Here is a 25,862-nt window from a genome sequence, read left to right on the forward strand (position 1 = left end):
TCTCGCATGGCAGATCAACTGTCCGGCGCCAGCCGGGCCGCGGCGTCCGACATTCCCTCGCTGGACCGCCTGCTCAATGCCGAGGCATTGCGCCCGGCGCTGGACGCGCATGGCCGCACCCAGGTGGTCGCCGCGCTGCGCCGCGAACTCGATGCGTTGCGCCGGCGCGCACTGGACGGCGAGCTGCCGCGCCACGAGCTGGATGCCGCCGCGGTGGCGGCGCGCACGTCGGCCGCGCTGGACAAGGCGGCCCAGCCGCGCCTGCGCGCCGTCTACAACCTGACCGGGACCGTGCTGCACACGAATCTCGGGCGCGCGCTGCTGCCCGACGAGGCGGTGGCGTCGGTGCTGCGCGCCCTGACCACGCCCGCCAACCTGGAGTTCGACCTGGACAGCGGCGGGCGCGGCGACCGCGATGACCTCATCGATGACCTGCTGTGCGAGCTGACGGGCGCCGAGGCCGCGACCGTGGTCAACAACAATGCCGCGGCCGTGCTGCTGATGCTCAACGCGCTGGCGGACCGCCGCGAGGTGGTGGTGTCGCGCGGCGAACTGGTCGAGATCGGCGGCGCGTTCCGCATCCCCGACATCATGAAGCGCGCGGGCGCCAGGCTGGTCGAGGTCGGCACCACCAACCGCACGCACGCGGCGGACTACGAGAACGCCATCGGCCCGCGCACCGCGATGCTGATGAAGGTGCATTGCAGCAATTACGCGGTGACGGGTTTCACCAAGAGCGTGGGGGTCGCCGAGGTGGCGGCGATGGCGCACGCGCGCGGCCTGCCCGCCACGGTGGACCTGGGCAGCGGCACGCTGGTGGACCTGACGCAGTTCGGGCTGCCCAAGGAAGACACGGTGCGCGAGACCATCGCCGCGGGCGCCGACCTGGTCACCTTCAGCGGCGACAAGCTGCTGGGCGGACCGCAGGCGGGCCTGCTGGTGGGCCGCGCCGACCTGATCCGCAAGATCAAGAAGAATCCGCTCAAGCGCGCGCTGCGCGTGGGAAAGCTGACGCTGGCCGCGCTGGAGCCGGTGCTGCACCTGTACCGCGCGCCCGAGTTCCTGGCCCAGCGGCTGACGACGCTGCGCCTGTTGACGCGGCCGCTGCGCGATATCCAGCCGCAGGCCGAACGGCTGCGCGGCGTGCTGGCGCATGCGGCGGGCCCGGGCTACGCGGTGGAGGCGGTGCCGATGTTCAGCCAGATCGGCAGCGGCGCGCTGCCGATCGACCAGCTTCCCAGTTACGGACTGGCGGTTCGCCACGCGGGCAGCGGCCGCCCGGGCCGCCATCTGGACCGGCTGGAGACGCTGCTGCGGCGCCTGCCGGTGCCCGTGATCGGGCGCATCGCCGATGATGCGCTGTGGCTCGATCTGCGCTGCCTGGAAGCGCGCGACGAGGCCGACTTTTCGGCGCAGCTGGCGGAGCCGCTGGCATGATCGTCGGCACCGCGGGGCATATCGACCACGGCAAGACGACGCTGGTGCGCGCGCTGACGGGCGTGGACACGGACCGCCTGAAGGAAGAGAAGGCGCGCGGCATTTCGATCGAGCTGGGCTATGCCTACACGCCGCTCGCCAATGGCGACGTGCTGGGCTTCATCGACGTGCCGGGCCACGAAAAACTGGTGCATACGATGGCGGCCGGCGCCAGCGGGATCGATTTTGGGCTGCTGGTGGTGGCCGCGGACGACGGCGTGATGCCGCAGACGCGCGAGCACCTGGCCATCCTGTCGATGCTGGGCGTGGCGCGCGGCGCGGTCGCGCTGACCAAGACGGACCGCGCGGACGCGGCGCAACTGGCCGCGGTGCGCGGCGAGATCGCGGCGCTGGCGGCGGGCACGTTCCTGGAAGACGCGCTCGTGTTCGGCACGAACGCGGCGCAGCCCGATGACGCGGGCGTGGCGCAACTGAAGGCCTACCTGCACGCGCAGGCCCAGGCGGTGGCGCGGCGCGAGGCGTCGGGCCTGTTCCGGCTGGCGGTGGATCGCGTGTTCACGCTGTCGGGCCATGGCACGGTGGTGACCGGCACGGCGCATGCCGGCCTGGTCCGCGCGGACGACGAGGCGGCCGACCTGCGGCTGATGCCCGCCGGCACGCGGGTCCGGGTGCGCGGCATCCACGCGCAGAACCAGCCCAGCGAGACGGGCGCGGCCGGGCAACGCTGCGCGCTGAACCTGGCCGGCATCGACAAGAGCGCGATCGCGCGCGGCGACTGGATCGCGGACGCGCGCTGTTTCCTGCCGTCGCGGCATGTGGACGTGGCGCTGACGCTGCTGCCGTCGGCCGATGCCCCGGTGCGCGCGTGGGCGCCGCTGCACGTGCACATCGGCGCGGCGCACCATGTGGCGCACGCGGTGCCGATCAGCGCGGAGTCGCTGGCGCCCGGGCAGTCGGGTTGGGTGCAACTGGTGTTCGACGAGCCGGTCTGCGCCATGCCGGGCGACCGCTACATCGTGCGCAATGCGCAGGCGACGCGCACGGTCGGCGGCGGCCGGGTGCTGGATCCGAATGCGCCGGACAGGAAGCGCCGCGCGGCGTCGCGGCTGGCGGGGTTGCAGGCGCTGACCGAGATGCTGGACGGCGCCGGCCTGCCGCCGGTGCTGGCGCAGGCGCCGCTGGGTCTGGACGAGGCGGCGTTGCAGCGGCTGACGGGCAGGCCGGTGAGCGAGATCGCGGCGCCCGAGGGCGCGCTGTGGATCGCGTCGCGCAATGCACAGGCGCCGCGCACGCTGATTCGGCGCGCGCATTGGGAGGCGCTGCGCGAACGGGTCGAGCAGGCGCTGGCGGCGTTCCACCAGGGGGCGCCGGACGAGCCGGGTCCGGATGGGGCGCGCTTGCGCCGGATGGCGAACCCCGCGATCCCGGCGATGCCGGAGGCGCTCTGGACGTCGCTGCTGGACGAATTGCAGCGCGACGGACGTGTCGCGCGCAATGGGCCGTGGCTGCATCTGCCGTCGCACACGGCGACGCTGGCGGAAGCGGAGTCCGCGCTGGCGGCGCGGCTGCTGCCGCTCCTGGCGCAAGGCGCGTTCGATCCGCCGTGGGTGCGCGACCTGGCGAAGATGCAGAACGCGTCCGAGGACGGCGTGCGCCAGTTGCTGCGCAAGCTGGTGCGGCGCGGGGACGTCGCGCAGGTGGTCAAGGATCTGTTCTATCACCGCGATCAGGTGCGCAAGCTGGCGGCGCTGGCGGCGGACCTGGCCGGCCAGCCGCCAGGCTTGAATGCGGCGGTGTTCCGGGATGCGACGGGGCTGGGGCGCAAGCGCGCGATCCAGATCCTGGAGTTCTTCGACCGCGTGGGGTATACGCGGCGGGTGCGGGACACGCATGTGCTGCGCGGTGAAAGCGCGTACGCGGCGTCGCAGCCGTCCGCCGAGCCGGTATCATAGGCGGTCCGCCAGGGAAGGCATCCGTGCCCGGCGGCACGGCCGGGCTTCAAACCCGGTTGGGGGCGTCAGACGTTCCCAGGTAGGTTCGACTCCTGCTGCCTTCCGCCGGTTTTTTTGCCGTTGGGGTTCTTCTGCCGCCCGCGGCGTCGCGGGGTCCGTGTTGCGGGCCTCCGATAGCGGTCCGGAGCCTTCGCTCCGGCCTTCCCCGTACTCATCCTCGTCCGCCTTCGGCTCCCTTCGGATTCCGCCGGGCGCTATCTAAACGGCCCGCAACACGGACCCCGCGCCGCCACGTGCTGGGGCGGTGAGGGATCGGGCGATTGCTGGGGAGGGCGGTTTGCTTGGCATTCTGTTGGGGGGGCGTCTTGCGTCGTGATGCTGCAGGCTTTAACTGCGCAGCATGCGCGTCACCACGCCGCCCACCGTGTGAGACTTCCAATCCAGTTCGCCCAGGTGCCAGTACCTGACCGTGCCGCCACGGTCGACCAGGTAGTTGGCCGGCAGGCCCGCGGCATCCCATTTCTTGGAGGCCGTGCTGTTGCGGTCATGCAGCACCGTGCCGGCCACCGGCCACTTTTTCAGGAACGCCGAAATCTTGGCGGGCGAGTCGCCGACGTTGACGGCGATGAGGCGCAGCCCTTCTTCGCGGTGGCGCTTGGCCATGGTGGACATGATGGGGATTTCATCCCGGCACGGGTCGCACCACGTGGCCCAGAAGCTCACGATGACCACATTGCCGCGCCAGGCCGAGAGCTTTTGTTCGCGCCCGGACAGATCCGGCAGGACGAGCGGCGGCGTGGGGCCGGTCCAGGGCGCCCAGTCCGGACCGGTCGCGGTCTTGAGGGCCGAGTCGCTGGCGGCGCCGGCCCAGCCGGGCAGGGCCGCGAGCGCCAGGCCGGTTTGCAGGAGGCGGCGGCGGGTGATCACGGGCGGACTCCGGCGGGCCTGGCGATCAGATGGCGATGGGCCTGGCGGTGATGCGGTAGCTGAAGCTGTCGGGGTCCAGGCTGTCCAGGCGGCCCGCGGCGGTCTCGCCGTTGGGATACATCAGGAAAGGGACGGGGCCGTGCGCGGTGCCCGGCAGCACGACGTCGTGGCCGTGGTTGTAGGCGACCCAGTTCATTTCCCACGCGCCGAACAGCATGACGCGCGCGGCGCGCACCTTGGCGTCGGTCAGGGGCAGTTCGCCCGGCGGCTCTTCAAGCATGACCTTGCGCACGTCGGCGGGGTCCACCGGAATCCAGCCATGGCCGGCGGCATAGAACTCGGCGCGGCAGTGCTGGGCGCGGGTCACGTCGCCGGCCTTGCCCAGGCTCTTGTAGCCCAGTTGCGAGTTGTCCACGCGCACGCCGTAGGCGTCGCGCGCCGGGATGCCGGCCGCGCGGGCAAGCGCCACGAAGAGCGCGTTGATGTCCGCGCATTTGCCGTTCAGGTCGTTGGCCGTGAGCATGTAGCGCACGTCGCCCGTGCCGCAGCCGCGCGTGGACGCCGTGCGGCAGGTGTTCACGACGACCCAGTCGTAGATGGCGCGGGCGCGCGCCAGGTCGCCCTGGTGGCCCTGGGTGATGCGGTCGGCGGTGGTCTTGACGATGCCGTCGGTGGGCAGGAGGGCGGTGGGCTGCAGGAATTCGCGCAGCGCGGCGGGGCTTTCGCGCGCGGCATCGGCGGGCGGCGGCTGGGTCAGGTCGACGCGGCGGTTGCGGGTCTGGACGCGGCTGGTCAGCGTGACGGTGCGCGGGCCCTGCGCATCGGGCCATTGGACGGCGAGCATCTGGACGCCATAGCCCGGAGACTGCATCAGCGCCGCGACGCCGCCGGCGCTGACCTGCCAGGTGTTCTGCACGCCGCGCTGGTACGACGTGTCGGTCGCGTAGGGCACGGGCAGCCAGATGCGGGTATGGGGGGCGGCTTCGTTGACGCTGACGGTAGTGGTCAGCTCGTAGGTGCGCCACGCGGTGGCGACGGGGGTTTGCTGGGCGCGCGCGGCATGAGGCAGCGCGGCGGTGGCGGCGCACAGGGCGCCCGAGAAACGGAGAAAGTGTCGGCGGTCCATAAAGCCCCCACGCACGGTGAAGATTGGCTGTCGGTGCGCCCGTGGCCGGGCGGCCGTCCGTTGCTGCATGCTGCGATTGATCATAGGGCCAATCGTGGGGGCGGTGCTATCCTTTTTCGACCGACTTACGGAGACCGAGATGACCCAGGATGTAGCGTCCACGAATGTGCCGCGCTTGACCTCGCTGTCGCATGGCGGCGGCTGCGGCTGCAAGATCGCGCCCGGCGTGCTGTCGGCGCTGCTGGCGCGGTTTGGCCCGGCGGCCAGTTATCCGAACCTGCTGGTGGGCACGGAAACCGCCGACGATGCGGCGGTGTACCGGCTCAACGACGAGCAGGCGCTCATCGCCACCACCGATTTCTTCATGCCCATCGTGGACGATCCCTTCGATTTCGGCCGCATCGCCGCGACCAACGCGCTGTCGGACGTGTATGCGATGGGCGGCACGCCGATCATGGCGCTTGCCATCGTGGGAATGCCGATCAACGTGCTGCCGCACGGCGTCATTGCCGAGATCCTTCGGGGCGGCGAATCGGTCTGCGCGGACGCAGGCATTCCGGTGGCCGGGGGCCACAGCATCGATTCGGTCGAGCCCATCTATGGCCTGGCCGCGATGGGACTGGTGCATCCGGGCAGGATCAAGCGCAATGCCGACGCGCGCGCGGGCGACGTGCTGATCCTGGGCAAGGGCCTGGGCGTGGGCATCCTGTCGGCGGCCTTGAAGAAGAACCTTCTGGACGTGGACGGCTACCGCGTGATGATAGACACGACCACGCGCCTGAACCGTCCCGGGCCGGCGCTGGCCGCGCTGGACGGCGTGCACGCCATCACCGACGTCACTGGCTTTGGCTTGCTGGGGCATGCGCTGGAGATGGCGCGCGGGGCCGGGCTGACGGCCCGCCTGCGGCTGGATGCGCTGCCGTTGCTGCCCGGCGTGCAGGCGTTCGCCGCGGACGGCGTGATCACGGGGGCCTCGGGCCGCAACTGGGCGTCGTATGGCGAATCCGTGCGCCTGGGGGCGCGCGTCTCGGACACGCAGCGCGCGTTGCTGACCGACCCGCAGACCTCGGGCGGCCTGCTGGTGGCGTGCGCGCCGGAGGTCGCCGATGCGGTCCTCAAGGTGTTTCACGAACAGGGATTCGGGCAGGCCGCCGTGGTCGGCGACATGGTCGCCGGCGACGCGCAGGTCGTGGTGGACTGACCGGTCCGCCTGATGGCGGCGCGCGCAATCAGCCGGTCAGGTCGCGGGCGGTGGCCGCCGCCTGTTCCGTCAGCCAGCGCGTGACGACGTCCGCGTCGGGCGTGCTGCGGCGCGCGTTGCGCACCAGCCAGTAGGCATGCTCGGTGGCGCTGGCCTCCTGGCTGCCGACGATGGCCAGCCGCTGGTCCGCCAGCATCGGCGCAATCAGCGCCAACCTGCCCAGCGCGATGCCGTGGCCCGCCAGCGCGGCATGGACGATCTGGTCGTACTGGTTGAACCGCAGCATGCCCTTGGCGCGCACCCGGCCCAGGCCGCGCGCGCTCAGCCATTCGGACCATTGCAGCCACGGCCGCGTCGGATCGTCGAATTCCAGCAGCACGTGGCGCTGCAGCTCGCGCGCGTCGAGCGCGCGCGCCTTCAGCGACGGGTGCGCAACCGGCACCACCGATTCTCCGAACAACCAGACCGCGCCGTCCGGCACGGTGTCGCGCACGCTGTAGCGGATGGCGATGTCGACGGCCTCGCGGTCGATGTCGATCAGCCGGTTGTCGGCGGCCACGCGCACGTCGATGTCGGGATGCGCCGCCTGAAAATCCCCCAGCCTGGGCAACAGCCACAGCGAGGCCACGCCGATGGTGGTGGTGACCGTGACGGGCGTGCGCCGCTCGGGGGCGCGCAGTTGTTCGGTCAGGTCGCCGAGCTGGCTGAGCCACACGTCGGCCATGCGAAACAGTTGCGCGCCTTCGGACGTGAACGTCACGCTGCGAAAGCCGCGCACCAGCAACGGCACGCCCAGGTGCGCTTCCAGCGCGCGGATCTGGCGGCTGACTGCGGACTGCGTGACGTGCAGGTCCTGCGCGGCGAGCGTGATGCTCATGCGTCGGCCGACGGCGACGAAGCCGCGGACGAGATCAAGCGGGGGGAGCTTCGCTAGAGGGTATGGCATTCGTAAAACTCATGCGAGTCGGACGGAAATGTCGCTTGAGCAATAGTACGCCGCGGCGTCCAATATGACTCAGGCGTTGGGTGACCGGGACAAAATCCCGGTCATCCGCCGCGATAGCCGCTGCCGCGGCCGGGAGGTACGCCATGATCCAGTTATGTTGCACTGCGGGAATGTCATTCCGTTTGGCCGGCGGCTCGACTATGCTGCTCAAGCGCGCTTCGGGCGTGCGCATCGTGTGTCACGCCGGCACCTTGTGGATATCCGAATACCGCCGCTTCGATGACAGCGTGCTGCAAGCGGGCGAATCCCTGACCGTGGACAGCAATCGCGACGTCGTCATCAGCGGCCTGCCGGATGCGCAGGTCGCGCTACTTTCCCAGGGCCGGTGCGAGGCGCGGTTGGCCTGCGCCCCGCCCAGCCATGCAGGCCAACCGGAGTTCCTGTAATGACCGCGTCCTCGTCCGATACGCCCCGCATCGACATGTGGTTCGATTTCGCCAGTCCCTACAGCTATCTGGCGATCGAGCGCATCGACAGCCTCGCGCGGAACGCGGGCGTGAAGGTCGCCCTGCGGCCCTTTCTGCTGGGCCCGATCTTCCAGGCCCAGGGGTGGAACGATTCGCCGTTCCGCCTGTTCCCGGGCAAGGGCGCCTATATGATGCGCGACATCGCCCGCCTGGCCGAAAAGTACGGCGTGGTTTACAACCGCCCGCGGCTGTTTCCCCGCATGAGCGTGCTGCCCGCGCGCATCGCGCTGCTGGGCCAGGACGAATCCTGGGGCCGCGATTTCTGCGTGGCGGTGTTCCGCGCCAACTTCCAGCATGACCTGGATATTCAGTCCGAGGACGTGGTGCACGATCTGCTCACGGGCCTGTCGCTGGATGCCGACGCGCTCATCGCCCGCGCCAAGACCGAGGCCGCCAAGGAGGCGCTGCGCAAGCAGGTCGACCGCGCGCGCAACCTGGGCCTCTTCGGCGCGCCGACGTTCTTCGTGGAAGGCGAAATGTTCTGGGGCAATGACCGCCTGGAGGATGCGCTGGACTGGGCCCGCCGCGTCGCGCCCGCCACGCCGGCCCCCCGCGCATCGCAAGATTTCTCGTCACTGCATCATCAGCAATGAAAAACGCAAGCAGCGCCTATCGCGGCGCGCCCATGCCGGGCGGCCGTTCGTTCACGCAATTTCGCGCCGCCCGCATCCGGCGGGTGTCGTTCCAATGGAAGCAGGCCGAGCGCGCCGCGCACGAGGATCAGAGCCTGGCCAGCAGCGGGGGCCACGGCAAGCGCGGCTGAGCGCCCGGCTGGTTACCCCGGGCTGGTTACCCTTTGCTGACCGGCGCGACGTTGGCCCACTCCTCGTCGGAATACAGGCGCGAGCGCAGCAGGAAGCGCTTGCCTTCGGCGCTGTCCAGCGAGAAGGCGCCGCCTCGCCCGGGCACCGCGTCGATGACGAGCTGGGTGTGCTCCCAGTACGCGAACTGGTCTTCACCAATGTAGAACGGGCACCCCTCCAGGTCGCCCAGCAGCACGTCGGAGCCGCCGACCATGAACTCGCCCAGCGGATAGCACATGGGCGAGCTGCCATCGCAGCAGCCGCCGGACTGGTGGAACATCAGCGGGCCGTGCTTGGCGCGCAGGGTGTCGATGAGATGGCGCGCCTCGTCGGTCGCGACCACGCGTGGCGTGTGCTCTGCCATGGCTGGATTCCTCGCGGGCGCGCCGGGCGGACCCGGCGCGCAAAATGGCCGCGTCACGCGGCTCGGGACAAGGGACTCAGAAGAACCCCAGCTTCTTCGGCGAATAGCTCACCAGCAGGTTCTTCGTCTGCTGGTAGTGGTTGAGCATCATCTTGTGGTTTTCGCGTCCGATGCCGGACTGCTTGTAGCCGCCGAACGCCGCGTGCGCGGGATAGGCGTGATAGCAGTTGGTCCACACGCGGCCCGCCTTGATGGCGCGTCCCATCCGGTAGCACGTGTTGGCGTCGCGCGACCACACCCCGGCGCCCAGGCCATACAGCGTGTCGTTGGCCAGCGCCAGCGCGTCGTCGGCATCCTTGAACGTCGTCACCGCCACGACCGGTCCGAAGATTTCTTCCTGGAACACGCGCATCTTGTTGTGGCCCTTGAACACCGTGGGCTGCACGTAATAGCCGCCTTCCAGCGCGCCCTGCATCTGCGCGCGCGAGCCGCCCGCCAGGACGTCCGCGCCTTCCTGCTTGCCGATGTCCAGGTAGGACAGGATCTTTTCGAGCTGTTCGGTGGAGGCCTGCGCGCCCAGCATGGTGTCCGCGTCCAGCGGGTTGCCCTGCTTGATTTCGGCCACGCGCTTCAAGGCGCGTTCCATGAACTTGTCGTAGAGCGATTCCTGGATCAGCGCGCGGCTGGGGCACGTGCACACTTCGCCCTGGTTCAGCGCGAACATGACGAAGCCTTCGACGGCCTTGTCCAGGAAGTCGTCGTCCTGCGCGGCCACGTCCGCGAAGAAGATGTTGGGCGATTTGCCCCCCAGTTCCAGCGTGACCGGGATGATGTTCTGCGACGCGTACTGCATGATCAGCCGGCCGGTGGTGGTTTCGCCGGTGAAGGCGATCTTGGCGATGCGCTTGCTGGATGCGAGCGGCTTGCCCGCTTCCAGGCCGAAGCCCGTCACCACGTTCACCACGCCGGGCGGCAGGATGTCGCCAATCAGTTCCATCAGCAGCAGGATGCCCAGCGGCGTCTGCTCGGCCGGCTTGAGCACCACGCAATTGCCGGCGGCCAGCGCGGGCGCGAGCTTCCATGCGGCCATCAGGATGGGGAAGTTCCAGGGGATGATCTGGCCGACCACGCCCAGCGGTTCGTTGAAGTGGTAGGCCACGGTGTCGTGGTCGATCTCGGATAGCCCGCCTTCCTGGCTGCGGATGCACGAGGCGAAATAGCGGAAGTGGTCGATGGCCAGCGGAATGTCGGCGGCGCGGGCTTCGCGGATGGGCTTGCCGTTGTCCCAGGTTTCCGCCGTGGCCAGGCGTTCCAGGTTGGCTTCCATCACGTCCGCGATCTGCATCAGCATGCGGGCGCGTTCGGCGGCCGGGGTCGATCCCCATTTCGGCGCGGCGCGATGCGCGGCGTCCAGCGCCAGTTCGATGTCGCGCTCCTTGGAGCGCGCGTTGCGCGTCAGGGTCTGGCCGGTAACCGGCGTGACGTTGTCGAAGTATTCGCCATCCGCGGGCGACTGCCATTTTCCGTCGATGAAATTGTCGTACTGCGTCTTGAGGTCCAGGCGCGTGCCATAGGTTTCCGGGGTAACGCGGGTCGCGATGTCCATGCTTGTCTCCGTATCGTTGGGATGGTGGCAGTGGGCTGCCTGTCTTGCATCAAGCAAAACGCATGCCAGTCGGGGCATCCCGGCTGGACACGCCGCGCCTCGCGTGCGAAAGTAGATTTCCGGTTGCGGGTTGACCCTGGGCAAGTCAGCGCCCCAGGGGTGGCAAGCCGCCCCGCCTGACGCCACACTGTCGCAATCTGCGACGTTGTCGCGGAACAGGTGTCGCAGAACAGGCGTCGCAGAACGCCGGTCCTAGGAGACATGCATGGCCACTCACTCCCGTCGGCAGACGCTGACGCAGGCGCGGCTGTTGTTCAACCAGCAGGGCGCGGTGCCCGGCGGCATGGTCGCCGAACCCATCCTGCGGTCCTGGCGCCGCTGCGCCGACCTGGGCTTTGACATGCGCGGCGTGCGCCGCGCCGAGCTCATGACGCAGGGCGAACTGCGCGAGGCCCAGCAGCGCAACGAGGCGCTGCGCCGCATGTCCGAACCGGCCATCGCTTATCTGCGCCGCCAGGCTGGCGGCAGCGGCAACCTGGTGATCCTGTCCGACGCCCAGGGCCTGGTCCTGGAGTCGGACGGCGATGCGGGGTTTGCGCATCGCGCCTCGCGCGTGGCGCTGATGCCCGGCGCGCCCTGGGACGAAGCCGCCGCGGGCACCAACGCCATCGGCACCGCGCTGGTCGAAGGCCGGCCCATCGCCGTGCACGGCGCCGAACACTATTTCGAACCCAACCGCATCCTGACCTGCGCGGCCGTCCCCATTACCGACAGCGAAGGCCGCACGCTGGGCGTGCTGGATTTGTCCAGCCAGGCCCGCGAGGTGCGCCCCGACGTGCTGGCGCTGGTGCGCCTGGCGGTGGACCGCATCGAACACCAGATGTTCGAAGACGCCTATGAACAATGCGCCGTGCTGCGCCTGCACGCGGACCATTCCGGACTGGGCCAGCCGGGCGAGGCCTTGCTCGCGTTCCAGGGCGACCTGCTGATCGGCGCGAACCGGCGCGCGCTGCAGGCGCTGGGTCTGGCGGCCACCGCGCTGGGCGTCTACCGCTACGCGGATGTCTTCGAGGGCGCCATCGAACGCTGCCCCGACGCGGCGGGCCGGGTGCACACACGCACGGGGGCGGTCTATCACGCGCGGCTGCGCTGGCCCCGCGGCCGGCCCCCGCAGCCGCCCTGCGCGCCGCCCGCCCGGCCGACCGGCGCCCTTTCAAACACGCCCGCCGCCAGCTTCGATGCCGCCACGCTGGGCGCGCTGGCGCGGGCGGTGCATCTGGCGGATGCGGGCGTGTCGATCCTGCTGCAAGGCGAAACGGGCGTGGGCAAGGAAGTCTTTGCGCGGCAGATCCATGCGCGAGGCAAGCGCGCGGCTGGCCCCTTCGTGGCGGTGAATTGCGCCGCCCTGCCGGAAAGCCTGATCGAATCGGAATTGTTCGGCTACGAAGACGGCGCCTTCACTGGCGCGCGCCGCCAGGGCAGCAAGGGGCTGCTGCGCCAGGCGCATGGCGGCGTGCTGTTCCTGGACGAAATCGGCGACATGCCGCTGTTGCTGCAATCGCGACTGCTGCGCGTGCTGCAGACGCGCGAGGTCTCGCCGCTGGGCGCGGCGCGGCCCGTGCCGGTGGACTTCGCGCTGGTGTGCGCGACGCACCGGCCGCTCGCCCATGAGGGTCCGGATGCGCCGGTGCGGCCGGACCTGTACTTCCGGATCGCCGAATACACCGTCACCCTGGAACCCCTGCGCGCGCGGGCGGACCGGCTGGAGCTGCTGCGCAGCCTGTGGGCCGCGCAAGGCGCGGGGCCGGCGCTGCCGCCCGCCATCGAAGCCCTGCTGGCCGCGTATTCGTGGCCTGGCAACTATCGGCAACTGGTGTCGGTGCTGCGCACCCTGCATGTGCTGGCCGGGCCGGCGGGCAGGGTGGACGCGGACATGCTGCCCGCGGAGTTGCGCGGCGCGGCAAGCGCGGCGCCGCCATTGGCCGGCGCGCCCGATCTGCACGCCATGACCGACGCCGCGATTCGCGACGCGCTGGATGCGCACGGCGGCAGCGTCAGCCGCGCGGCGCGCGCGCTCGGTGTGCACCGCAGCACCGTCTATCGGCGGGCGGCGGCGCTGGGTTTGACACGGCCGCGCTGACCTCGGCGCGGCCGGGCATCACCCCGTCACCCCATCAACCCGTCACCCCATCAACCGCGCCAGCTCCGCGCCCGGGTCCTTGGCGCGCATGAATGCCTCGCCCACCAGGAACGCGTCGACCTTGTGCTCGCGCATCAGCTTCACGTCTTCCGGCTTGAGAATGCCGCTTTCGGTCACGACGCGCTTGCCCGCGGGAATGCGGGGCAGCAGGTCCAGCGTGGTCTGCAGGCTGGTCTCGAAGGTGCGCAGATTGCGGTTGTTGATGCCCAGCAGCGGCGTCTTGAGGGTGAGCGCGACGTCCAGTTCCTGCGCGTCGTGCACCTCGACCAGCACGTCCATGCCCAGTTCGATCGCCAGCGTTTCGTAGTCGCGCAATTGCGAGGGCGTGAGCGCGGCCACGATCAGCAGCACGCAGTCCGCGCCCATGGCGCGCGCGGCGATGATCTGGTAGGGATCGATCACGAAGTCCTTGCGCAGCACCGGCAGCGAGCACGCGGCGCGGGCCTGGCGCAGGTGGTCGTGCGAGCCCTGGAAGAACTGCACGTCGGTCAGCACCGACAGGCAGGCCGCGCCGTGCACGGCGTAGGTGGCCGCGATCTCGGCGGGGGCGAAGCCCTCGCGGATGACGCCCTTGGAGGGCGACGCCTTCTTGATTTCAGCGATGACGCCGGGCCTGCCCTGCGAGATCTTGTCTTCGATGGCCTGGGCAAAGCCGCGCACGTCCTGGCGCGCCTGCGCTTCGCGCAGGACTTCGGCTTCGCTGCGCATCTGGCGGGCGGCGGCGACTTCCTCGGCCTTGACGGCGAGGATCTTCGCAAGAATATCGTTCATTTCTGGAATGTCCGGGTGTAGGCGCAGAATTCTTCCAGCTTGGCTCGTGCCGCGCCGGTGGAAATTAGTTCAAATGCTAGCGCCAAGGCTTCGGGAATGGAATCGGCTTTGTTGCCGGCATAGATGGCGAGCCCGGCGTTCAGGGCGACGATGTCGCGGGCCGCGCCCTCGACATTTTCCAGCGCCTCTATGACAAGCTCGCGCGACTGCTCGCGATTGGACACCTTGATGCTCCGGTTGGACATCATGGATAGCCCGTAGTCCTCGGGATGGATTTCGTATTCGCGGACCACGCCGTCCTTGAGTTCGCCCACCATGGTGGCGCCGCCCAGCGAGGCCTCGTCCATGCCGTCCTTGCCGTGCACGACCAGCACGTGGCGCGAGCCCAGGCGTTCCAGCACGCGCACCTGGATGCCGACGAGGTCGGGGTGGAACACGCCCATCAACTGATTGGCGGCGCCGGCCGGGTTGGTCAGCGGACCGAGGATGTTGAAGATCGTGCGTACGGCCAGCTCCTTTCGGATGGCCGCCACGTTCTTCATGGCGCCGTGGTGGGCGGGCGCGAACATGAAGCCGATGCCGGTCTGCTGGATGCACTCGGCCACCTGTTCCGGCGTCAGCACCAGGTTGGCGCCCAGCGCCTCCAGCACGTCGGCGCTGCCGCTGGACGAGGAGGCGCTGCGGTTGCCGTGCTTGGCGATGGGCACGCCGGCCGCGGCGGCCACGAACATGGCGGTCGTCGAGATGTTGAACGTGTGGCTGCCGTCGCCGCCCGTGCCGCACATGTCCAGTAGCTCGCTCGGGTTGGGCGTGACCACGGGCGTGGCGAATTCGCGCATGACCTGGGCCGCGGCGGTGATCTCGCCGATGGTCTCTTTCTTGACGCGCAGGCCCATCAGCAGCGCGCTGGCGATCTGCGGCGACATCTCGCCGCGCATCAGCATGCGCATCAAGTGCAGCATTTCGTCGTGGAAAATTTCGCGGTGTTCGATGCAGCGCGTCAGCGCTTCGGTGGGGGAAATCGTCACGATGCGTCCTTCTTAGGCGAGGTTCAGGAAATTGCGCAGCAGGGCGTGGCCGTGCTCGCTCAGTACGGATTCGGGGTGGAACTGTACCCCGTACAGCGGCAGGGTCTTGTGCCGCACGCCCATGATGTCGCCGTCGGGCGCCGTCGCGGTGACGGCCAGGCAGTCCGGCAGGGTGGCCGGGTCGATCGTCAACGAGTTGTAGCGGATGACAGTGTACGGCGTGGGCAGGCCCTGGAACAGGTCGGTGCCCGTGTGCGAGAGCTGGATGGTCTTGCCGTGCATGATGGTCTGCGCGCGCACGATGTCGCCGCCGAAGGCCGCGCCGATGGCCTGGTGGCCCAGGCAGACGCCCAGGATGGGCTTCTTGCCGGCATAGGCCTGGATCAGCGGCACCGAGATGCCCGCCTCGGCCGGCGAGCACGGGCCGGGCGACACGCAGATCTGGTCGGGATTGAGCGCGTCGATTTCCTCCAGCGTGATCTGGTCGTTGCGGGCCACGCGCACGTCCACGCCCAGTTCGCCAAAGTACTGCACCAGGTTGTAGGTAAAGGAATCGTAGTTGTCGATCATCAACAGCATTTTTTTCTCCTCGGGGCCGTCCTGCGGCCCGGGCGGTAAGCGGGGGGCGGTTGCCGCCAGTCTCAGATGGGTTCGTCCAGGCCGTGCTGCACCTGCTCGGCGGCGCGCAGCACGGCGCGGGCCTTGGCTTCGGTCTCGGCCCATTCGGCTTCGGGGTTGGAGTCGGCCACGATGCCGGCGGCCGCCTGCACGTACAGCGTGCCGTCCTTGATGACGCCGGTGCGGATGGCGATGGCCACGTCCATCTCGCCGCCGTAGCTCAGGTAGCCGGCCGCGCCGCCGTAGATGCCGCGGCGCACGGGCTCCAGTTCGTCGATGATCTTCATGGCCTCGACCTTGGGCGCGCCCGTCAGCGTGCCGGCGGGGAACGACGCGCGCAGCACGTCCATGCTGCTCATGCCGGGATTCAGGGTGCCGGTGACGTTGGACACCAGGTGCATCACGTGCGAATAGCGTTCGATGACCATGGTGTCGCTGACCTTCACCGAGCCCACCTGCGCCACCCGGCCGACGTCATTGCGCGCCAGGTCGATCAGCATGACGTGTTCGGCGATCTCCTTGGGGTCGGCCTTCAGCTCGGCGGCCAGCGCGGCATCCTCCTCAGGCGTGCCGCCGCGCTTGCGGGTGCCGGCCAGCGGGCGGATGGTGATCTGCGACTTCGGCTCGCCGTTCTCCACGGTCCGCTCCTGACGCACCAGGATTTCGGGCGACGCGCCCACGACCTGGAAGTCGCCGAAGTTCCAGAAGTACATGTAGGGGGAGGGATTGAGCGACCGCAGGGCGCGGTAGAGGGAGAGCGGGGAGTCGCGGAAGGGCTTGGCGATGACCTGGCCGATCTGCACCTGCATCAGGTCGCCGGCGGCGATGTGTTCCTTGGCGCGCAGGACCGCCGCCAGGTAGTCCTCTTTCTTGAAGTCGCGCCGTTCCTCGGTCTGCATGCTGGCGTGGCTGTAGGGAATCTCCACGGGGCGTCGCAGGCGCGCGCGCAGATCGGTCAGGCGCTGCTGCGCGCGGCTGTAGGCCTCGGGCTGGCCCGGGTCCGCGTACACCATCAGGTAGATGCGGCCGGCCAGGTTGTCCACGATGACCAGTTCATCCACGTGCATCAGCATCAGGTCGGGCGTGCCGCCTTCCATGCCGGCCGGAAACGGCTTGACGGCGGGGCCCAGGCAGGGCTCGATGTGGCGCACCGTGTCATAGCCGAAATAACCGGCCAGGCCGCCGCAGAAGCGCGGCATGCCCGGACGCAGGGCGACCTTGAAGCGGCTCTGGTATTGCTCGATGAAGGCCAGCGGATCGCCGTCATGCGTTTCGACGATCTTGCCGTCGTGCAGCACTTCGGTGCGCGTGCCGCTGGCGCGGATCACCGTGCGGGCGGGCAGGCCGATGAAGGAGTAGCGGCCGAAGCGCTCGCCGCCCACCACCGATTCCATCAGGCAGGTCATGCGGCCGGCCAGCGGGCCCGAATGCGCCAGTTTCAGGTAGATGCCGAGCGGGGTGTCCAGGTCGGCATAGGTTTCGGCCACCAGCGGGATGCGGTTGTAGCCTTGTGCCGCAAGGGCCTTGAATTCGATTTCGGTCATGTCGGGTCTCGTAAGCGGTGTCTGCTTTCGGACCGGGCACGCAACAAAAAACCCGGTCCAGTTAACTGGTTCCGGGTTTGGCTCTGTTTACACAGAATCGGCGCTAGGCGGCAAGGTTGCGTCTAGGGCCGGGAAGGGAATCATCGCCACCCGGAAGACAAACGCCACCAACGCCACGAGGCGCCGAGCATTTGGTTCTGGATGGAAACGTTCATTGATGGGTATTCGGTGGATTCGGGGTAATCGTTGTTGCGCCGTTCAGTCCCGGGTTTTCAGGCGGGTACGGGGTTTCAGGCGGATACTTTCGCCGCGTTCTGGTTTTGATTCCAGAGCGCAACCCACTGGGCGGCGTCAACAAGCGTGTCAACTATACCATCGACATCCAGCTCGCGCACGTCACGTCCTTCGTTGTAGCCGTAGGGCACCACCAGCACCTGCGTGCCGGCGCTGCGGCCGGCCTGCGCGTCGTTGATGGAATCGCCGATGGTCACGGCCTCGCCGACGGCCACGCCCAGCAGGTCGCAGGCATGGTGGACCTGGTCGGGATCGGGCTTGCGGCGCTCGCAGGTGTCGCCGCAGACCACGGCCTCGAAAAAGCCCGCCAGGCCCGTGCGCTGCAGCAGCGGCAGGGTGAATTCCGTGGGCTTGTTGGTGACCACCGCCAGCTTCAGCCCCAGGTCGCGCATGAGCTTCAGGCCGTCGATGACGCCGGGATAGACCTGCGCGCGTTCGCCGTTGACCAGGTGGTAATGGCGGTAGAAGGCTTCGCGGGCCCGCGCGAAATCCTCGGGCGACGGGTCGGCGGCGTCCAGCGAGCCGGCCAGGCTGCGGCGCACCAGGTTGTCCACCCCCTTGCCCACGAACGTGGCCACCACGTCCTCGCGCAGCGAGATCATGCCCAGCTCGACGCGCATGGCGTTGGCGGCAAAGGCCAGGTCGGGAATGGAGTCGAGCAGGGTGCCGTCAAGGTCCAGCAGCGCGGCGCGAAATGCGGTCATGTCGATTCCTTGGGCTTAGACGGCGGTGGTTTCGCCGATGGCGATCTGCTCGCGCATGGCCTTGATGATGCCGGCGTAGTCCGGCTTGCCGAAGATGGCGGAACCCGCCACGAAGGTGTCCGCCCCGGCGGCGCGGATCTCGGCGATGTTGTCGATCTTGACGCCGCCGTCCACCTGCAGAACGATCTCCTGGCCGCCGGCCTGCATCCAGGCGTCGATGCGGGCGCGCGCCTCGCGCAGCTTGGTGAGCGCGGCGGGGATGAAGCTCTGGCCGCCGAAGCCCGGGTTCACCGACATGATGAGGACCAGGTCGATCTTGTCCATCACGTAGTCCATGTAGGACAGCGGGGTGGCCGGGTTGAACACCAGGCCGGCCTTGCAGCCGTTTTCGCGGATGAGGGAAAGCGTGCGGTCCACGTGCGCGCTCGCGTCGGGGTGAAAGCTGATGTAGTCGGCGCCGGCCTTGGCGAACTGCGGCACCAGCGCATCCACGGGCTCGACCATCAGGTGCACGTCGATGGGCACCTGCACGTGGGGGCGGATCGCCGCGCACACCATCGGGCCGATGGTCAGGTTGGGGACATAGTGGTTGTCCATCACGTCCACGTGAATCCAGTCGGCGCCCGCGGCGACGACATTGCGGACTTCCTCGCCCAGCCGGGCGAAGTCAGCCGACAGGATGCTGGGAGTAATGCGGGTGGAGGCCGTTTGCTTGGACATGATGTTCGGGGTCGGGAAGGGCATAATGTGCCATTATTGCAGTTTGAGGCGGGGTATCGGGAACGTCCCGGTGTGACGCGCCAGAATTCTTCGTCTTTTCAAGCGTCGGCGCCGGCATCCGGCCGCCTGCGTGCAGCCACACAGGGAAGGACTGTGAAACCTTACGACCTGAGCGTCTCTGTCTCTCCGCGCTTCGTGCCAGAACAGTCCAACCCAGGCGAACAGCAATTCGTGTTCGCCTACACCGTCCGCATCACCAATACCGGCGAACATCCCGCCCAGGTGATCAGCCGGCACTGGATCATCACCGACGGCAACCAGCGCGTGCAGGAAGTGCGCGGCCTGGGCATCGTGGGCCAGCAGCCCCTGCTGGCCCCGGGCGAGACCTTCGAATACACCAGCGGCTGTCCCCTGCCCACGCCGGTGGGCACGATGCGCGGCATCTATCACTGCGTCGGCGAGAACGGCATCCCGTTTGAAGTCCCGATCTCCGAATTCGTCCTGGCCATGCCGCGCACGCTGCACTGAGCATGGTCAGGCTATCTGTTGCACGTTTTTCCCTCTGCGTTTTTCCCCCTGCTCATGAAGCGCATTCTTAGCCTGTCCGTGCTGTCGGTCCTGCTGGCGGCATGTTCCACCCCTTCGGATATTCCCCCTGATGCCGGCCTGCCGGGTACGCCCGGCGTGCGCGCCCCGGCGGCCGACGGCCCGCTCGTGGTGCCGTCGCTGTCCGCGCTGCCCGACTCCGCGCCGCGCGCGCTGGCCGGCAAGCTCAAGCCCGCCAACTGGTCCGAACTGCCCGGCTGGAGCGCCGACGACCTGTCGCAGTTCTGGCCCCTTTTCCTGCGCAACTGCAAGGGCCTGATGCGGCCGACCAGCGGCAACCTGGCGGCCCCCGCGCGGGCCACGCCGCGCGCCTGGCAACCGGTGTGCGCCGCCGCCGCCGATCCGGCCCGCGCGCCGGCCGCTGGCGACAGCGAAGGCGTGCGCCGCTTCCTGCAGACCTACCTGCAGCCCTGGCGCCTGAACGCGGCCGACGGCAAGCCCGCGGCCAATACGGTGACGGGTTACTACGAGCCGCTGGTGCGGGGTTCGCGCCGGCAGGGCGGCGTCTACCAATGGCCGCTGTATGCGGTGCCCGCCGATCTCCTGACGATCGACCTGGGCTCGGTCTACCCCGATCTGGCGGGCAAGCGCGTGCGCGGCAAGCTGGACGGCAAGCGCGTCGTGCCCTATGACACGCGCGCCGCCATCGAATCCTCGTCGGGCCGCCGTCCGCCCGTCGTGGTCTGGGTGGACGATCCCGTGGACAACTTCTTCCTGCAGGTGCAGGGCTCGGGGCGCGTGCTGCTGACCGACGGCCCCGATGCCGGCAAGACCATCCGCGTCGCGTATGCCGACCACAACGGCCAGCCCTACGTGTCCATCGGCCGCTGGCTGATCGACCGCGGCGAGCTCACCGCCGACCAGGCGTCCATGCAGAACATCCGCGCCTGGGCGCAGCGCAATCCCAAGCGCGTGCCTGAAATGCTCAATGCCAACCCGGCCGTGGTGTTTTTCCGCGAAGAGGCCGTCATCGACCCCGAACAGGGCCCCAAGGGCGCCTACGCCATTCCGCTGGCGCCGCGGCGCTCGGTGGCGGTGGACGCGACCTTCGTGCCGCTGGGCACACCGCTGTTCCTGTCCACCACCTATCCGGCCTCCGACCGGCCCCTGCAGCGCCTGGTCTTCGCCCAGGACACGGGCACGGCCATCCGGGGCGCGGCGCGCGCCGACTTCTACTGGGGTTACGGTGAAGAAGCCGGCCAACTGGCCGGCCGCATGAAACAACGCGGCCAGATGTGGCTGCTGTGGCCCAAGCAGGCCGGGGAGCCTTCCGCAAGATGAGCCATCAGATCGTCGTTTGCGGGGCCGGCATCGTCGGCCTGTCCACCGCGCTGGCGCTGGCCCGCCGCGGCCAGCGCGTGGCCGTGCTGGCGCCGCGCGCCGCCGTGCCGCCTGCCGACCCCGACCGCTATCACCCGCGCGTCTACGCCATCTCGCCCGCCAGCCAGCGTTTCCTGGCCGAGCTGGGCGTGTGGGACGCCATGCCCGCGTCCCGCCTCATGCCCGTGCAGGCCATGGAAATCCACGGCGACGCCGATGGCCAGGTGAACCTGAACGCCTGGCAGGCGGCGCTGCCGCAACTGGCCTGGATCGTCGAGTCCGGCGAGATCGAGCGTGTGTTGATCCAGGCCGTGCGCATGTTCGGCATCGCCTGGCTGGAAGACCGCTGCACGGGCTACCGGGATGGCGCGGTCGACACCGACAGCGGCGCGCGCATCCAGGCCGAGCTCTTCGTGGGCGCCGACGGCGCCACCTCGCCGCTGCGCGCCGCCGCGGGCCTGAAGCACGAAGCCGAATCCTACGGCGACACCGGCCTGGTGGTGCACCTGGACGCGGAACTGCCGCACCACGGCACCGCGTTCCAATGGTTCCGCGACGACGGCGTGCTGGCCCTGCTGCCGCTGCCCGACACCGCGGACGGCCCGCAGGTCTCCATGGTCTGGTCCATGCGCAGCGAGCTCGCCCAGCCCTTGCTGGACCTGCCGCCGGACGCCCAGGCCGCGCGGCTGGAGGCCCTGCTCGCCGAGGCCGCCGAAGGCCGGCTGGGCCGGCTGAAGGTCCGCAGCAAGCTGCATGGGTTCCCCCTTACGCTGGAACGCGCCCAGATGGTGGCGCCCGGCATCGCGCTTGCCGGCGACGCGGCGCATCGCCTGCACCCGCTGGCGGGGCAGGGCCTGAACCTTGGCCTGGGCGACGTCGAGGCGCTGGCCCGCATCGTCGCGGGGCGCGAACCTTTCCGCCAGGCGGGCGACCTGCGCGTGCTGCACCGCTACCAGCGCGCGCGGGCCGAGCCGGTCCTCGCCATGCGGCTGGCCACGGACGGCCTGCACAAGCTGTTCGCCTCCAGGGCGACCCCGCTGGTCTGGCTGCGCAACGCCGGCATGCATTGGGTCGACCGGGCGCCGCTGGTCAAGCGCCGCCTGATTGCCGGGGCGTCCGCCAACTGAACCAGCAGGCCGGCGGAACCCGCGCCGGCGCGCGGAAGTCTGATAGCTATCGGACCCTGGCCTTGCGCCGGGGCCGCGCCTGCCGGATCGGTTACGCTGTCCGGCTGAGCACACGAAGACACGTACAGGAGCACCGATGAAATTCCGCATTTCCCCCACCCTGGCGGCTTGTTTCCTGGCGGCGGGCATCGGCCTGTCCGCCTCCGCCCAGGCCCAGGACGGCAAGTCCGTCTCCACGCAGTCCGTGGGACAGCCGGCCAAGGGCGAGAAAAGCGTCTCCACCACCGAGCTCGACCCGCAGTCGGCTGCCGTGAAAGAACGCTTCCAGCAGCGCTTTTCCGGCATGAACGTCACGACCGTGCGCCGCACCCCTTATGGCCTCTTCGAAGTGCAGCTCGGCATGGACCTGATCTACACGGACGAGGGCGTCACGTGGGTCATGGAAGGTCCGCTGATCGACGCCATGACGCGCCGCGACGTCACCCGCGAATCCCAGGAAAAGCTCAGCGCCGTCACGTTCGACCAGTTGCCGCTGGATCTGGCGATCAAGCAGGTCAAGGGCGACGGCTCGCGCAAGGTCGCGATCTTCGAAGACCCCAATTGCGGCTATTGCAAACAGTTGCGCAAGACGCTCGAGGGCGTGGACAACCTCACCGTCTACACCTTCCTCTATCCCATCCTGTCGCCCGATTCCAAGGTCAAGGTGCGCAACGTGTGGTGCGCCAAAGACCAGGGCAAGACCTGGGACGACTGGATGCTGCGCGGCAAGACGCCGCCCGCCGCCGATTGCGAGGTGCCCGAAGACAAGCTGCTGGCGCTGGGCCAGCAACTGATGGTGCGCGGCACGCCGACGCTGTTCTTTGCCGACGGTTCGCGCATCAGCGGCGCGCTGCCGCTGGACCAGCTCAAGGCCCGTTTGAACTGACCGGCGCACGTTGCGCCGGCCCGGGTGGGGTGGCGCAACACGCGCCACCCCACCCGGAGACCAGACTTGAAAATCGCAATACTCGACGATTACCACGACGTAGCCCGGCGCTATGCGGATTGGACCTCTCTGGGCGGTGACGCCGAGGTCCAGATCTTCAACAACTTCATTCCCGACGATCAGGTCGAGCCCACGCTTGAATCCTTCGACGTGATCGTCGCCATGCGCGAGCGCACGCCGTTCCCCGCGTCGCGCATCCGCGCCTTGCCCAAGCTGCGCCTGCTGGTCACCACGGGCATGCGCAACAACGCGATCGACATGCAGGCCTGCGCCGAGCAGGGCATCGTCGTCTCCGGCGCGCCGGGCAGCGCCGACGCCAACACCGCCACGGCCGAGCTGGCCTGGGCGCATATCCTGGGCCTCTTCAAGCATCTGCCCGCCGAAGACGCGGCCATGCGCCGCGGCATGTGGCAGACGGCCATGCCCGAACCGCTGGCGGGCAAGCGCCTGGGCGTGGTCGGCCTGGGCAAGCTGGGCGCGGCCGTGGCCAAGGTGGGCCTGGCCTTCGGCATGGACGTGGTGGCCTGGAGCCCCAACCTGACCGACGAGCGCGCGCAGGCCGCCGGCGTCACTCGCGTGGACAAGCACGAACTCTTCTCCACGTCCGACGTCGTGAGCCTGCACCTGATCCTGTCCGACCGCAGCCGCCACGTCGTGGACGCCACCGCCCTGGCCGCGATGAAACCCACCGCCTACCTCGTCAACACCTCGCGCGCCGGCCTGGTCGACCAGGAAGCCCTGATGGACGCCCTGGTGAAATTCCGCATCGCCGGCGCCGGCCTGGACGTCTTTCCCGAAGAACCGCTGTCGCCCACCGACTCCGTGCGCGACCTGGACAACGTGATCCTGACCCCGCACCTGGGCTACGTCAGCCGCGAGAACTTCGAAGCCTTCTACCAGAACTGCCTGGAAGCCGTGAAGGCGTGGGCAGCGGGCAAGCCGATCCGGGTGCTGAACGCGGCGTAGACGGCCGCTGACTGCTCGCCTGTCTTCGACCCGCGCTCAGACAACGCTTATAGACTTATTTGCGTGGCGCTATACAGTCCTGCTGGTGACGGGGGAGGGACGGCGATGAGAATGCGGTCGGCACGGTTGCTGTGGCTGGTTCACGGCATGCTCGTGGCGTTGATGGCGCGCGCTCATGCCGACCCCATGCCTGCGCGGGTCTTGACGCAGATGCAGTTGTCAAAGCCGGAAATCGTCTCCGCATGGCTCCGGCTGCATCCTGCAGGCGTGGAAGAAAGGGAGGCCGCCCTCTCTTACCAAGCGGGTCTGGAGCAAAAGGGCAGGAAGGACTGGTCCGGCGCCGCGAAGTCCTTCGGCGAGAGCGCCATTCGGCATCCAAGTCCGCAAGTCCTGGCAGAGTACGTAACCGCGAACCTTCACATGTTGGGCGAGATCCGGACCAGAAACGGGGCTACCTCGCTCGGACTTGATGGGGATATGGACTTCGCGCTGCGGCACTACCTGTCCGTCATGGCCGCGGACGAGGTGCTGGGCACCTTGTCCGAGCGTGAAAAAGGCCAGGTCAAGGCAAACATTGCCTGCCTGGCCGATTATTTGAAGTCGCGTCAGGCGCCTGCCGTCTGCCTGCCCTTCGAATACTACGGATTCAGGCCCTAGGTCATCTTGGAACCGCGCGGGCAGGCGCCCGCGCATCACGCTGCGGATACGGCGCCATCACCCGCGCGAAAACACCACCTTCTTCTCCACAATCCCGCCCGGCTCCGCTGCCTGCGGCGTATCCCCGCAGGCCTCGTCCGCATCCTCGTCGGGATCGACCGCGTCGAACGCCGTGTCGCCATTGGCGTCCGGCAATCCCGTGGGCTTGAGGCCCACGAAATCGAACAGGTCGCGGTCCATCAGGTGCGAGGGCACCACGCGCGACAGCGCGTTGAACACGTTCCAGGAACGGCCCGGGTGCTGCTTGTCCCATTCCTTGATCATGCGGCCCACTTCCTTGCGCTTCAGGTTCTCTTGCGAACCGCAGAGGTTGCACGGAATGATGGGGAATTGCTTGAGTTCCGAGTAGGCGATCAGGTCGGTCTCGGGGATATACGCCAGCGGGCGGATCACGGTGTGGCGGCCGTCGTCGGACACCAGCTTGGGCGGCATGCCCTTGGCCTTGCCGCCGTAGAACAGGTTCAGGAAGAACGTGGCCAGGATGTCGTCGCGGTGGTGGCCCAGCGCGATCTTGGTTGCGCCCAGCTCGGATGCGACGCGGTACAGGATGCCCCGGCGTAGCCGCGAACAGAGCGAGCACATGGTCTTGCCCTCTTCCAGCACGCGCGTGACGATGGAGTACGTGTCCTGCGTCTCGATGTGAAACGGCACGCCCAGTTCCTTCAGGTACTGCGGCAGGATGTGGTCGGGAAAGCCCGGCTGCTTCTGGTCCAGGTTCACGGCGATCAGCTCGAACTTGAACGGCGCGCGCTTCTGGAGCTGGAGCAGGATGTCCAGCATGGAATACGAGTCCTTGCCGCCCGACAGGCAGACCATCACGCGGTCGCCGTCTTCGATCATGTTGTAGTCGGACAGGGCGCGCGTGGTCTCGCGCGCCAGGCGCTTGGTCAGCTTGTTGGCTTCAAAGCGCGCCTTTTCGTCGGCGGGCGTGCGGAACTGCACGCCGGGGGGAGCGATATCGTTCATGGTCAGCGGGTGATCTGGATTTCCACGCCCACCGCGGCGCAGTCGGAGAAGGCCATGGGCTTGCTGATGCGCAGGCGCAGCGCGCGGATTTCCTGGAAATCGGCCAGCAGGCGCGCGGCGACCTGTTCGGACAGGGTTTCGATCAGGTTGACGTGCGCCTGCGTGCATTCTTCGACGATGGCCTCGCGCAGGCGGCGATAGTCCAGCACGCTGTGGATGTCGTGGTCGTCGACCGAGCGCTGGATGTCCACGTCGAAGTCGGCGTCGACATGCAGGGGCTGGGTGGCGCGGCGCTCGTGCTCGAGGATGCCGATGCGGGCGTCGAGCGCAAGCCCGGAAAGAATGATGCGGCGAGTGGGCATGATGAAAACCTGGGTGGAATAGCCGGAATTGTAAGGCGGCGGCGG

General features: G+C 68.7%; 26 protein-coding genes and 1 tRNA gene. 14 read left to right on the forward strand and 13 right to left on the reverse strand.

Translation table 11 applies throughout. The features are described 5' to 3' along the window. The first annotated feature begins 6 nt into the window (after nucleotides 1-6). The 3 genes from selA to ACZ50Q_RS02035 all read left to right on the forward strand — a co-directional run bounded on the left by selA (nucleotide 7) and on the right by ACZ50Q_RS02035 (nucleotide 3,494). Nucleotides 7-1,437 (forward strand): L-seryl-tRNA(Sec) selenium transferase, encoded by a 1,431-nt coding sequence (selA, locus tag ACZ50Q_RS02025; RefSeq protein WP_464080383.1) that lies wholly within the window; start codon nucleotides 7-9, stop codon nucleotides 1,435-1,437. Beyond that, nucleotides 1,434-3,389, forward strand: coding sequence for a selenocysteine-specific translation elongation factor (gene selB, locus ACZ50Q_RS02030; protein ID WP_464080384.1), 1,956 nt, complete (start codon nucleotides 1,434-1,436; stop codon nucleotides 3,387-3,389). The genes selA and selB overlap by 4 nt, the downstream gene beginning before the upstream one ends. Before the next feature lie 12 nt (nucleotides 3,390-3,401). Next, a tRNA-Sec gene (locus ACZ50Q_RS02035) sits at nucleotides 3,402-3,494 on the forward strand. A 282-nt stretch (nucleotides 3,495-3,776) separates the two neighbouring features. Here the strand turns inward: ACZ50Q_RS02035 and ACZ50Q_RS02040 are convergent. Further along, nucleotides 3,777-4,316, reverse strand: a complete 540-nt coding sequence (locus ACZ50Q_RS02040; RefSeq protein WP_464080385.1) for a TlpA family protein disulfide reductase — start codon at nucleotides 4,314-4,316, stop codon at nucleotides 3,777-3,779. 25 nt (nucleotides 4,317-4,341) lie between these two features. After that, a complete protein-coding gene (locus tag ACZ50Q_RS02045) occupies nucleotides 4,342-5,442 on the reverse strand; it encodes a transglutaminase-like domain-containing protein (RefSeq protein WP_464080386.1) in 1,101 nt (366 codons plus the stop codon). 139 nt (nucleotides 5,443-5,581) lie between these two features. Here ACZ50Q_RS02045 and selD point away from each other — a divergent pair, with 139 nt between their 5' ends. Next, on the forward strand, nucleotides 5,582-6,643 hold the full coding sequence (gene selD, locus ACZ50Q_RS02050) for a selenide, water dikinase SelD (RefSeq protein ID WP_464080387.1): 1,062 nt from the start codon (nucleotides 5,582-5,584) through the stop codon (nucleotides 6,641-6,643). A gap of 28 nt (nucleotides 6,644-6,671) precedes the next feature. Here selD and ACZ50Q_RS02055 read toward each other — a convergent pair whose 3' ends face one another. Continuing rightward, entirely contained in the window at nucleotides 6,672-7,589 is a 918-nt protein-coding gene (locus ACZ50Q_RS02055) for a LysR substrate-binding domain-containing protein (protein WP_092576466.1), read from the reverse strand. Nucleotides 7,590-7,759: 170 nt separating this feature from the next. Between ACZ50Q_RS02055 and ACZ50Q_RS02060 the strand changes: the two genes are divergently transcribed. Genes ACZ50Q_RS02060 through ACZ50Q_RS02070 form a run of 3 tightly spaced genes read left to right on the forward strand, consistent with a single transcriptional unit; the run spans nucleotide 7,760 to nucleotide 8,879 of the window. Continuing rightward, complete coding sequence (locus tag ACZ50Q_RS02060; protein ID WP_464080388.1) at nucleotides 7,760-8,035, forward strand: DUF2917 domain-containing protein; 276 nt, start codon at nucleotides 7,760-7,762, stop codon at nucleotides 8,033-8,035. After that, the gene (locus ACZ50Q_RS02065; RefSeq protein ID WP_464080389.1) at nucleotides 8,035-8,709 is read left to right on the forward strand and encodes a DsbA family protein; all 675 of its coding nucleotides are present in this window, start codon (nucleotides 8,035-8,037) and stop codon (nucleotides 8,707-8,709) included. The genes ACZ50Q_RS02060 and ACZ50Q_RS02065 overlap by 1 nt, the downstream gene beginning before the upstream one ends. Then, nucleotides 8,706-8,879 (forward strand): hypothetical protein, encoded by a 174-nt coding sequence (locus ACZ50Q_RS02070; RefSeq protein ID WP_464080390.1) that lies wholly within the window; start codon nucleotides 8,706-8,708, stop codon nucleotides 8,877-8,879. Before ACZ50Q_RS02065 ends, ACZ50Q_RS02070 begins: the two co-directional genes overlap by 4 nt. A 26-nt stretch (nucleotides 8,880-8,905) precedes the next feature. Here the strand turns inward: ACZ50Q_RS02070 and ACZ50Q_RS02075 are convergent, their stop codons facing one another. Further along, entirely contained in the window at nucleotides 8,906-9,283 is a 378-nt protein-coding gene (locus ACZ50Q_RS02075; protein WP_464080391.1) for a DUF779 domain-containing protein, read from the reverse strand. Nucleotides 9,284-9,359: 76 nt separating this feature from the next. After that, the gene (gene adh / locus ACZ50Q_RS02080) at nucleotides 9,360-10,889 is read right to left on the reverse strand and encodes an aldehyde dehydrogenase (protein WP_076517554.1); all 1,530 of its coding nucleotides are present in this window, start codon (nucleotides 10,887-10,889) and stop codon (nucleotides 9,360-9,362) included. Nucleotides 10,890-11,154: 265 nt separating this feature from the next. Here adh and ACZ50Q_RS02085 point away from each other — a divergent pair, with 265 nt between their 5' ends. After that, nucleotides 11,155-13,029 (forward strand): sigma-54-dependent Fis family transcriptional regulator, encoded by a 1,875-nt coding sequence (locus ACZ50Q_RS02085; protein WP_464080392.1) that lies wholly within the window; start codon nucleotides 11,155-11,157, stop codon nucleotides 13,027-13,029. A gap of 42 nt (nucleotides 13,030-13,071) precedes the next feature. Here the strand turns inward: ACZ50Q_RS02085 and trpC are convergent, their stop codons facing one another. The 6 genes from trpC to rpe all read right to left on the reverse strand — a co-directional run bounded on the left by trpC (nucleotide 13,072) and on the right by rpe (nucleotide 18,792). Next, nucleotides 13,072-13,860, reverse strand: a complete 789-nt coding sequence (gene trpC, locus ACZ50Q_RS02090) for an indole-3-glycerol phosphate synthase TrpC (protein WP_464080393.1) — start codon at nucleotides 13,858-13,860, stop codon at nucleotides 13,072-13,074. Then, nucleotides 13,857-14,888: an anthranilate phosphoribosyltransferase gene (gene trpD / locus ACZ50Q_RS02095; protein WP_092576453.1), complete on the reverse strand. Its 1,032-nt coding sequence runs from the start codon at nucleotides 14,886-14,888 to the stop codon at nucleotides 13,857-13,859. Before trpD ends, trpC begins: the two co-directional genes overlap by 4 nt. Nucleotides 14,889-14,900: 12 nt before the next feature. Next, nucleotides 14,901-15,467, reverse strand: a complete 567-nt coding sequence (locus ACZ50Q_RS02100; RefSeq protein WP_076517547.1) for an anthranilate synthase component II — start codon at nucleotides 15,465-15,467, stop codon at nucleotides 14,901-14,903. A 62-nt stretch (nucleotides 15,468-15,529) separates the two neighbouring features. Beyond that, nucleotides 15,530-17,050, reverse strand: a complete 1,521-nt coding sequence (trpE, locus tag ACZ50Q_RS02105) for an anthranilate synthase component I (RefSeq protein ID WP_092576447.1) — start codon at nucleotides 17,048-17,050, stop codon at nucleotides 15,530-15,532. 290 nt (nucleotides 17,051-17,340) lie between these two features. After that, complete coding sequence (locus ACZ50Q_RS02110; RefSeq protein ID WP_464080394.1) at nucleotides 17,341-18,048, reverse strand: phosphoglycolate phosphatase; 708 nt, start codon at nucleotides 18,046-18,048, stop codon at nucleotides 17,341-17,343. 15 nt (nucleotides 18,049-18,063) lie between these two features. Then, a complete protein-coding gene (gene rpe / locus ACZ50Q_RS02115; RefSeq protein WP_076517540.1) occupies nucleotides 18,064-18,792 on the reverse strand; it encodes a ribulose-phosphate 3-epimerase in 729 nt (242 codons plus the stop codon). Nucleotides 18,793-18,921: 129 nt separating this feature from the next. Here rpe and apaG point away from each other — a divergent pair, with 129 nt between their 5' ends. The 6 genes from apaG to ACZ50Q_RS02145 all read left to right on the forward strand — a co-directional run bounded on the left by apaG (nucleotide 18,922) and on the right by ACZ50Q_RS02145 (nucleotide 24,429). Beyond that, nucleotides 18,922-19,296 carry a Co2+/Mg2+ efflux protein ApaG gene (gene apaG / locus ACZ50Q_RS02120; protein WP_076517538.1) on the forward strand — a complete coding sequence of 125 codons (375 nt, stop codon included), beginning with the start codon at nucleotides 18,922-18,924 and terminating at the stop codon, nucleotides 19,294-19,296. A gap of 54 nt (nucleotides 19,297-19,350) precedes the next feature. Beyond that, on the forward strand, nucleotides 19,351-20,655 hold the full coding sequence (gene mltA, locus ACZ50Q_RS02125; RefSeq protein ID WP_464080395.1) for a murein transglycosylase A: 1,305 nt from the start codon (nucleotides 19,351-19,353) through the stop codon (nucleotides 20,653-20,655). Beyond that, complete coding sequence (locus tag ACZ50Q_RS02130) at nucleotides 20,652-21,821, forward strand: UbiH/UbiF family hydroxylase (protein ID WP_464080396.1); 1,170 nt, start codon at nucleotides 20,652-20,654, stop codon at nucleotides 21,819-21,821. The genes mltA and ACZ50Q_RS02130 overlap by 4 nt, the downstream gene beginning before the upstream one ends. A 136-nt stretch (nucleotides 21,822-21,957) precedes the next feature. Beyond that, complete coding sequence (locus tag ACZ50Q_RS02135; protein WP_092576437.1) at nucleotides 21,958-22,746, forward strand: DsbC family protein; 789 nt, start codon at nucleotides 21,958-21,960, stop codon at nucleotides 22,744-22,746. Between the two features lie 66 nt (nucleotides 22,747-22,812). Then, nucleotides 22,813-23,772 carry a D-2-hydroxyacid dehydrogenase family protein gene (locus tag ACZ50Q_RS02140; RefSeq protein WP_464080397.1) on the forward strand — a complete coding sequence of 320 codons (960 nt, stop codon included), beginning with the start codon at nucleotides 22,813-22,815 and terminating at the stop codon, nucleotides 23,770-23,772. A 147-nt stretch (nucleotides 23,773-23,919) separates the two neighbouring features. Beyond that, nucleotides 23,920-24,429, forward strand: coding sequence for a hypothetical protein (locus ACZ50Q_RS02145; protein ID WP_464080398.1), 510 nt, complete (start codon nucleotides 23,920-23,922; stop codon nucleotides 24,427-24,429). A gap of 57 nt (nucleotides 24,430-24,486) precedes the next feature. Here ACZ50Q_RS02145 and ttcA read toward each other — a convergent pair whose 3' ends face one another. Both ttcA and folB read right to left on the reverse strand, forming a co-directional pair. Then, nucleotides 24,487-25,455, reverse strand: coding sequence for a tRNA 2-thiocytidine(32) synthetase TtcA (gene ttcA, locus ACZ50Q_RS02150; RefSeq protein WP_076517526.1), 969 nt, complete (start codon nucleotides 25,453-25,455; stop codon nucleotides 24,487-24,489). A 2-nt stretch (nucleotides 25,456-25,457) separates the two neighbouring features. After that, nucleotides 25,458-25,817, reverse strand: a complete 360-nt coding sequence (gene folB, locus ACZ50Q_RS02155; RefSeq protein ID WP_008164827.1) for a dihydroneopterin aldolase — start codon at nucleotides 25,815-25,817, stop codon at nucleotides 25,458-25,460. Between the last annotated feature and the right edge of the window lie 45 nt (nucleotides 25,818-25,862).

The sequence above is a fragment of the Achromobacter sp. T5-5 genome (genome assembly GCF_055397965.1).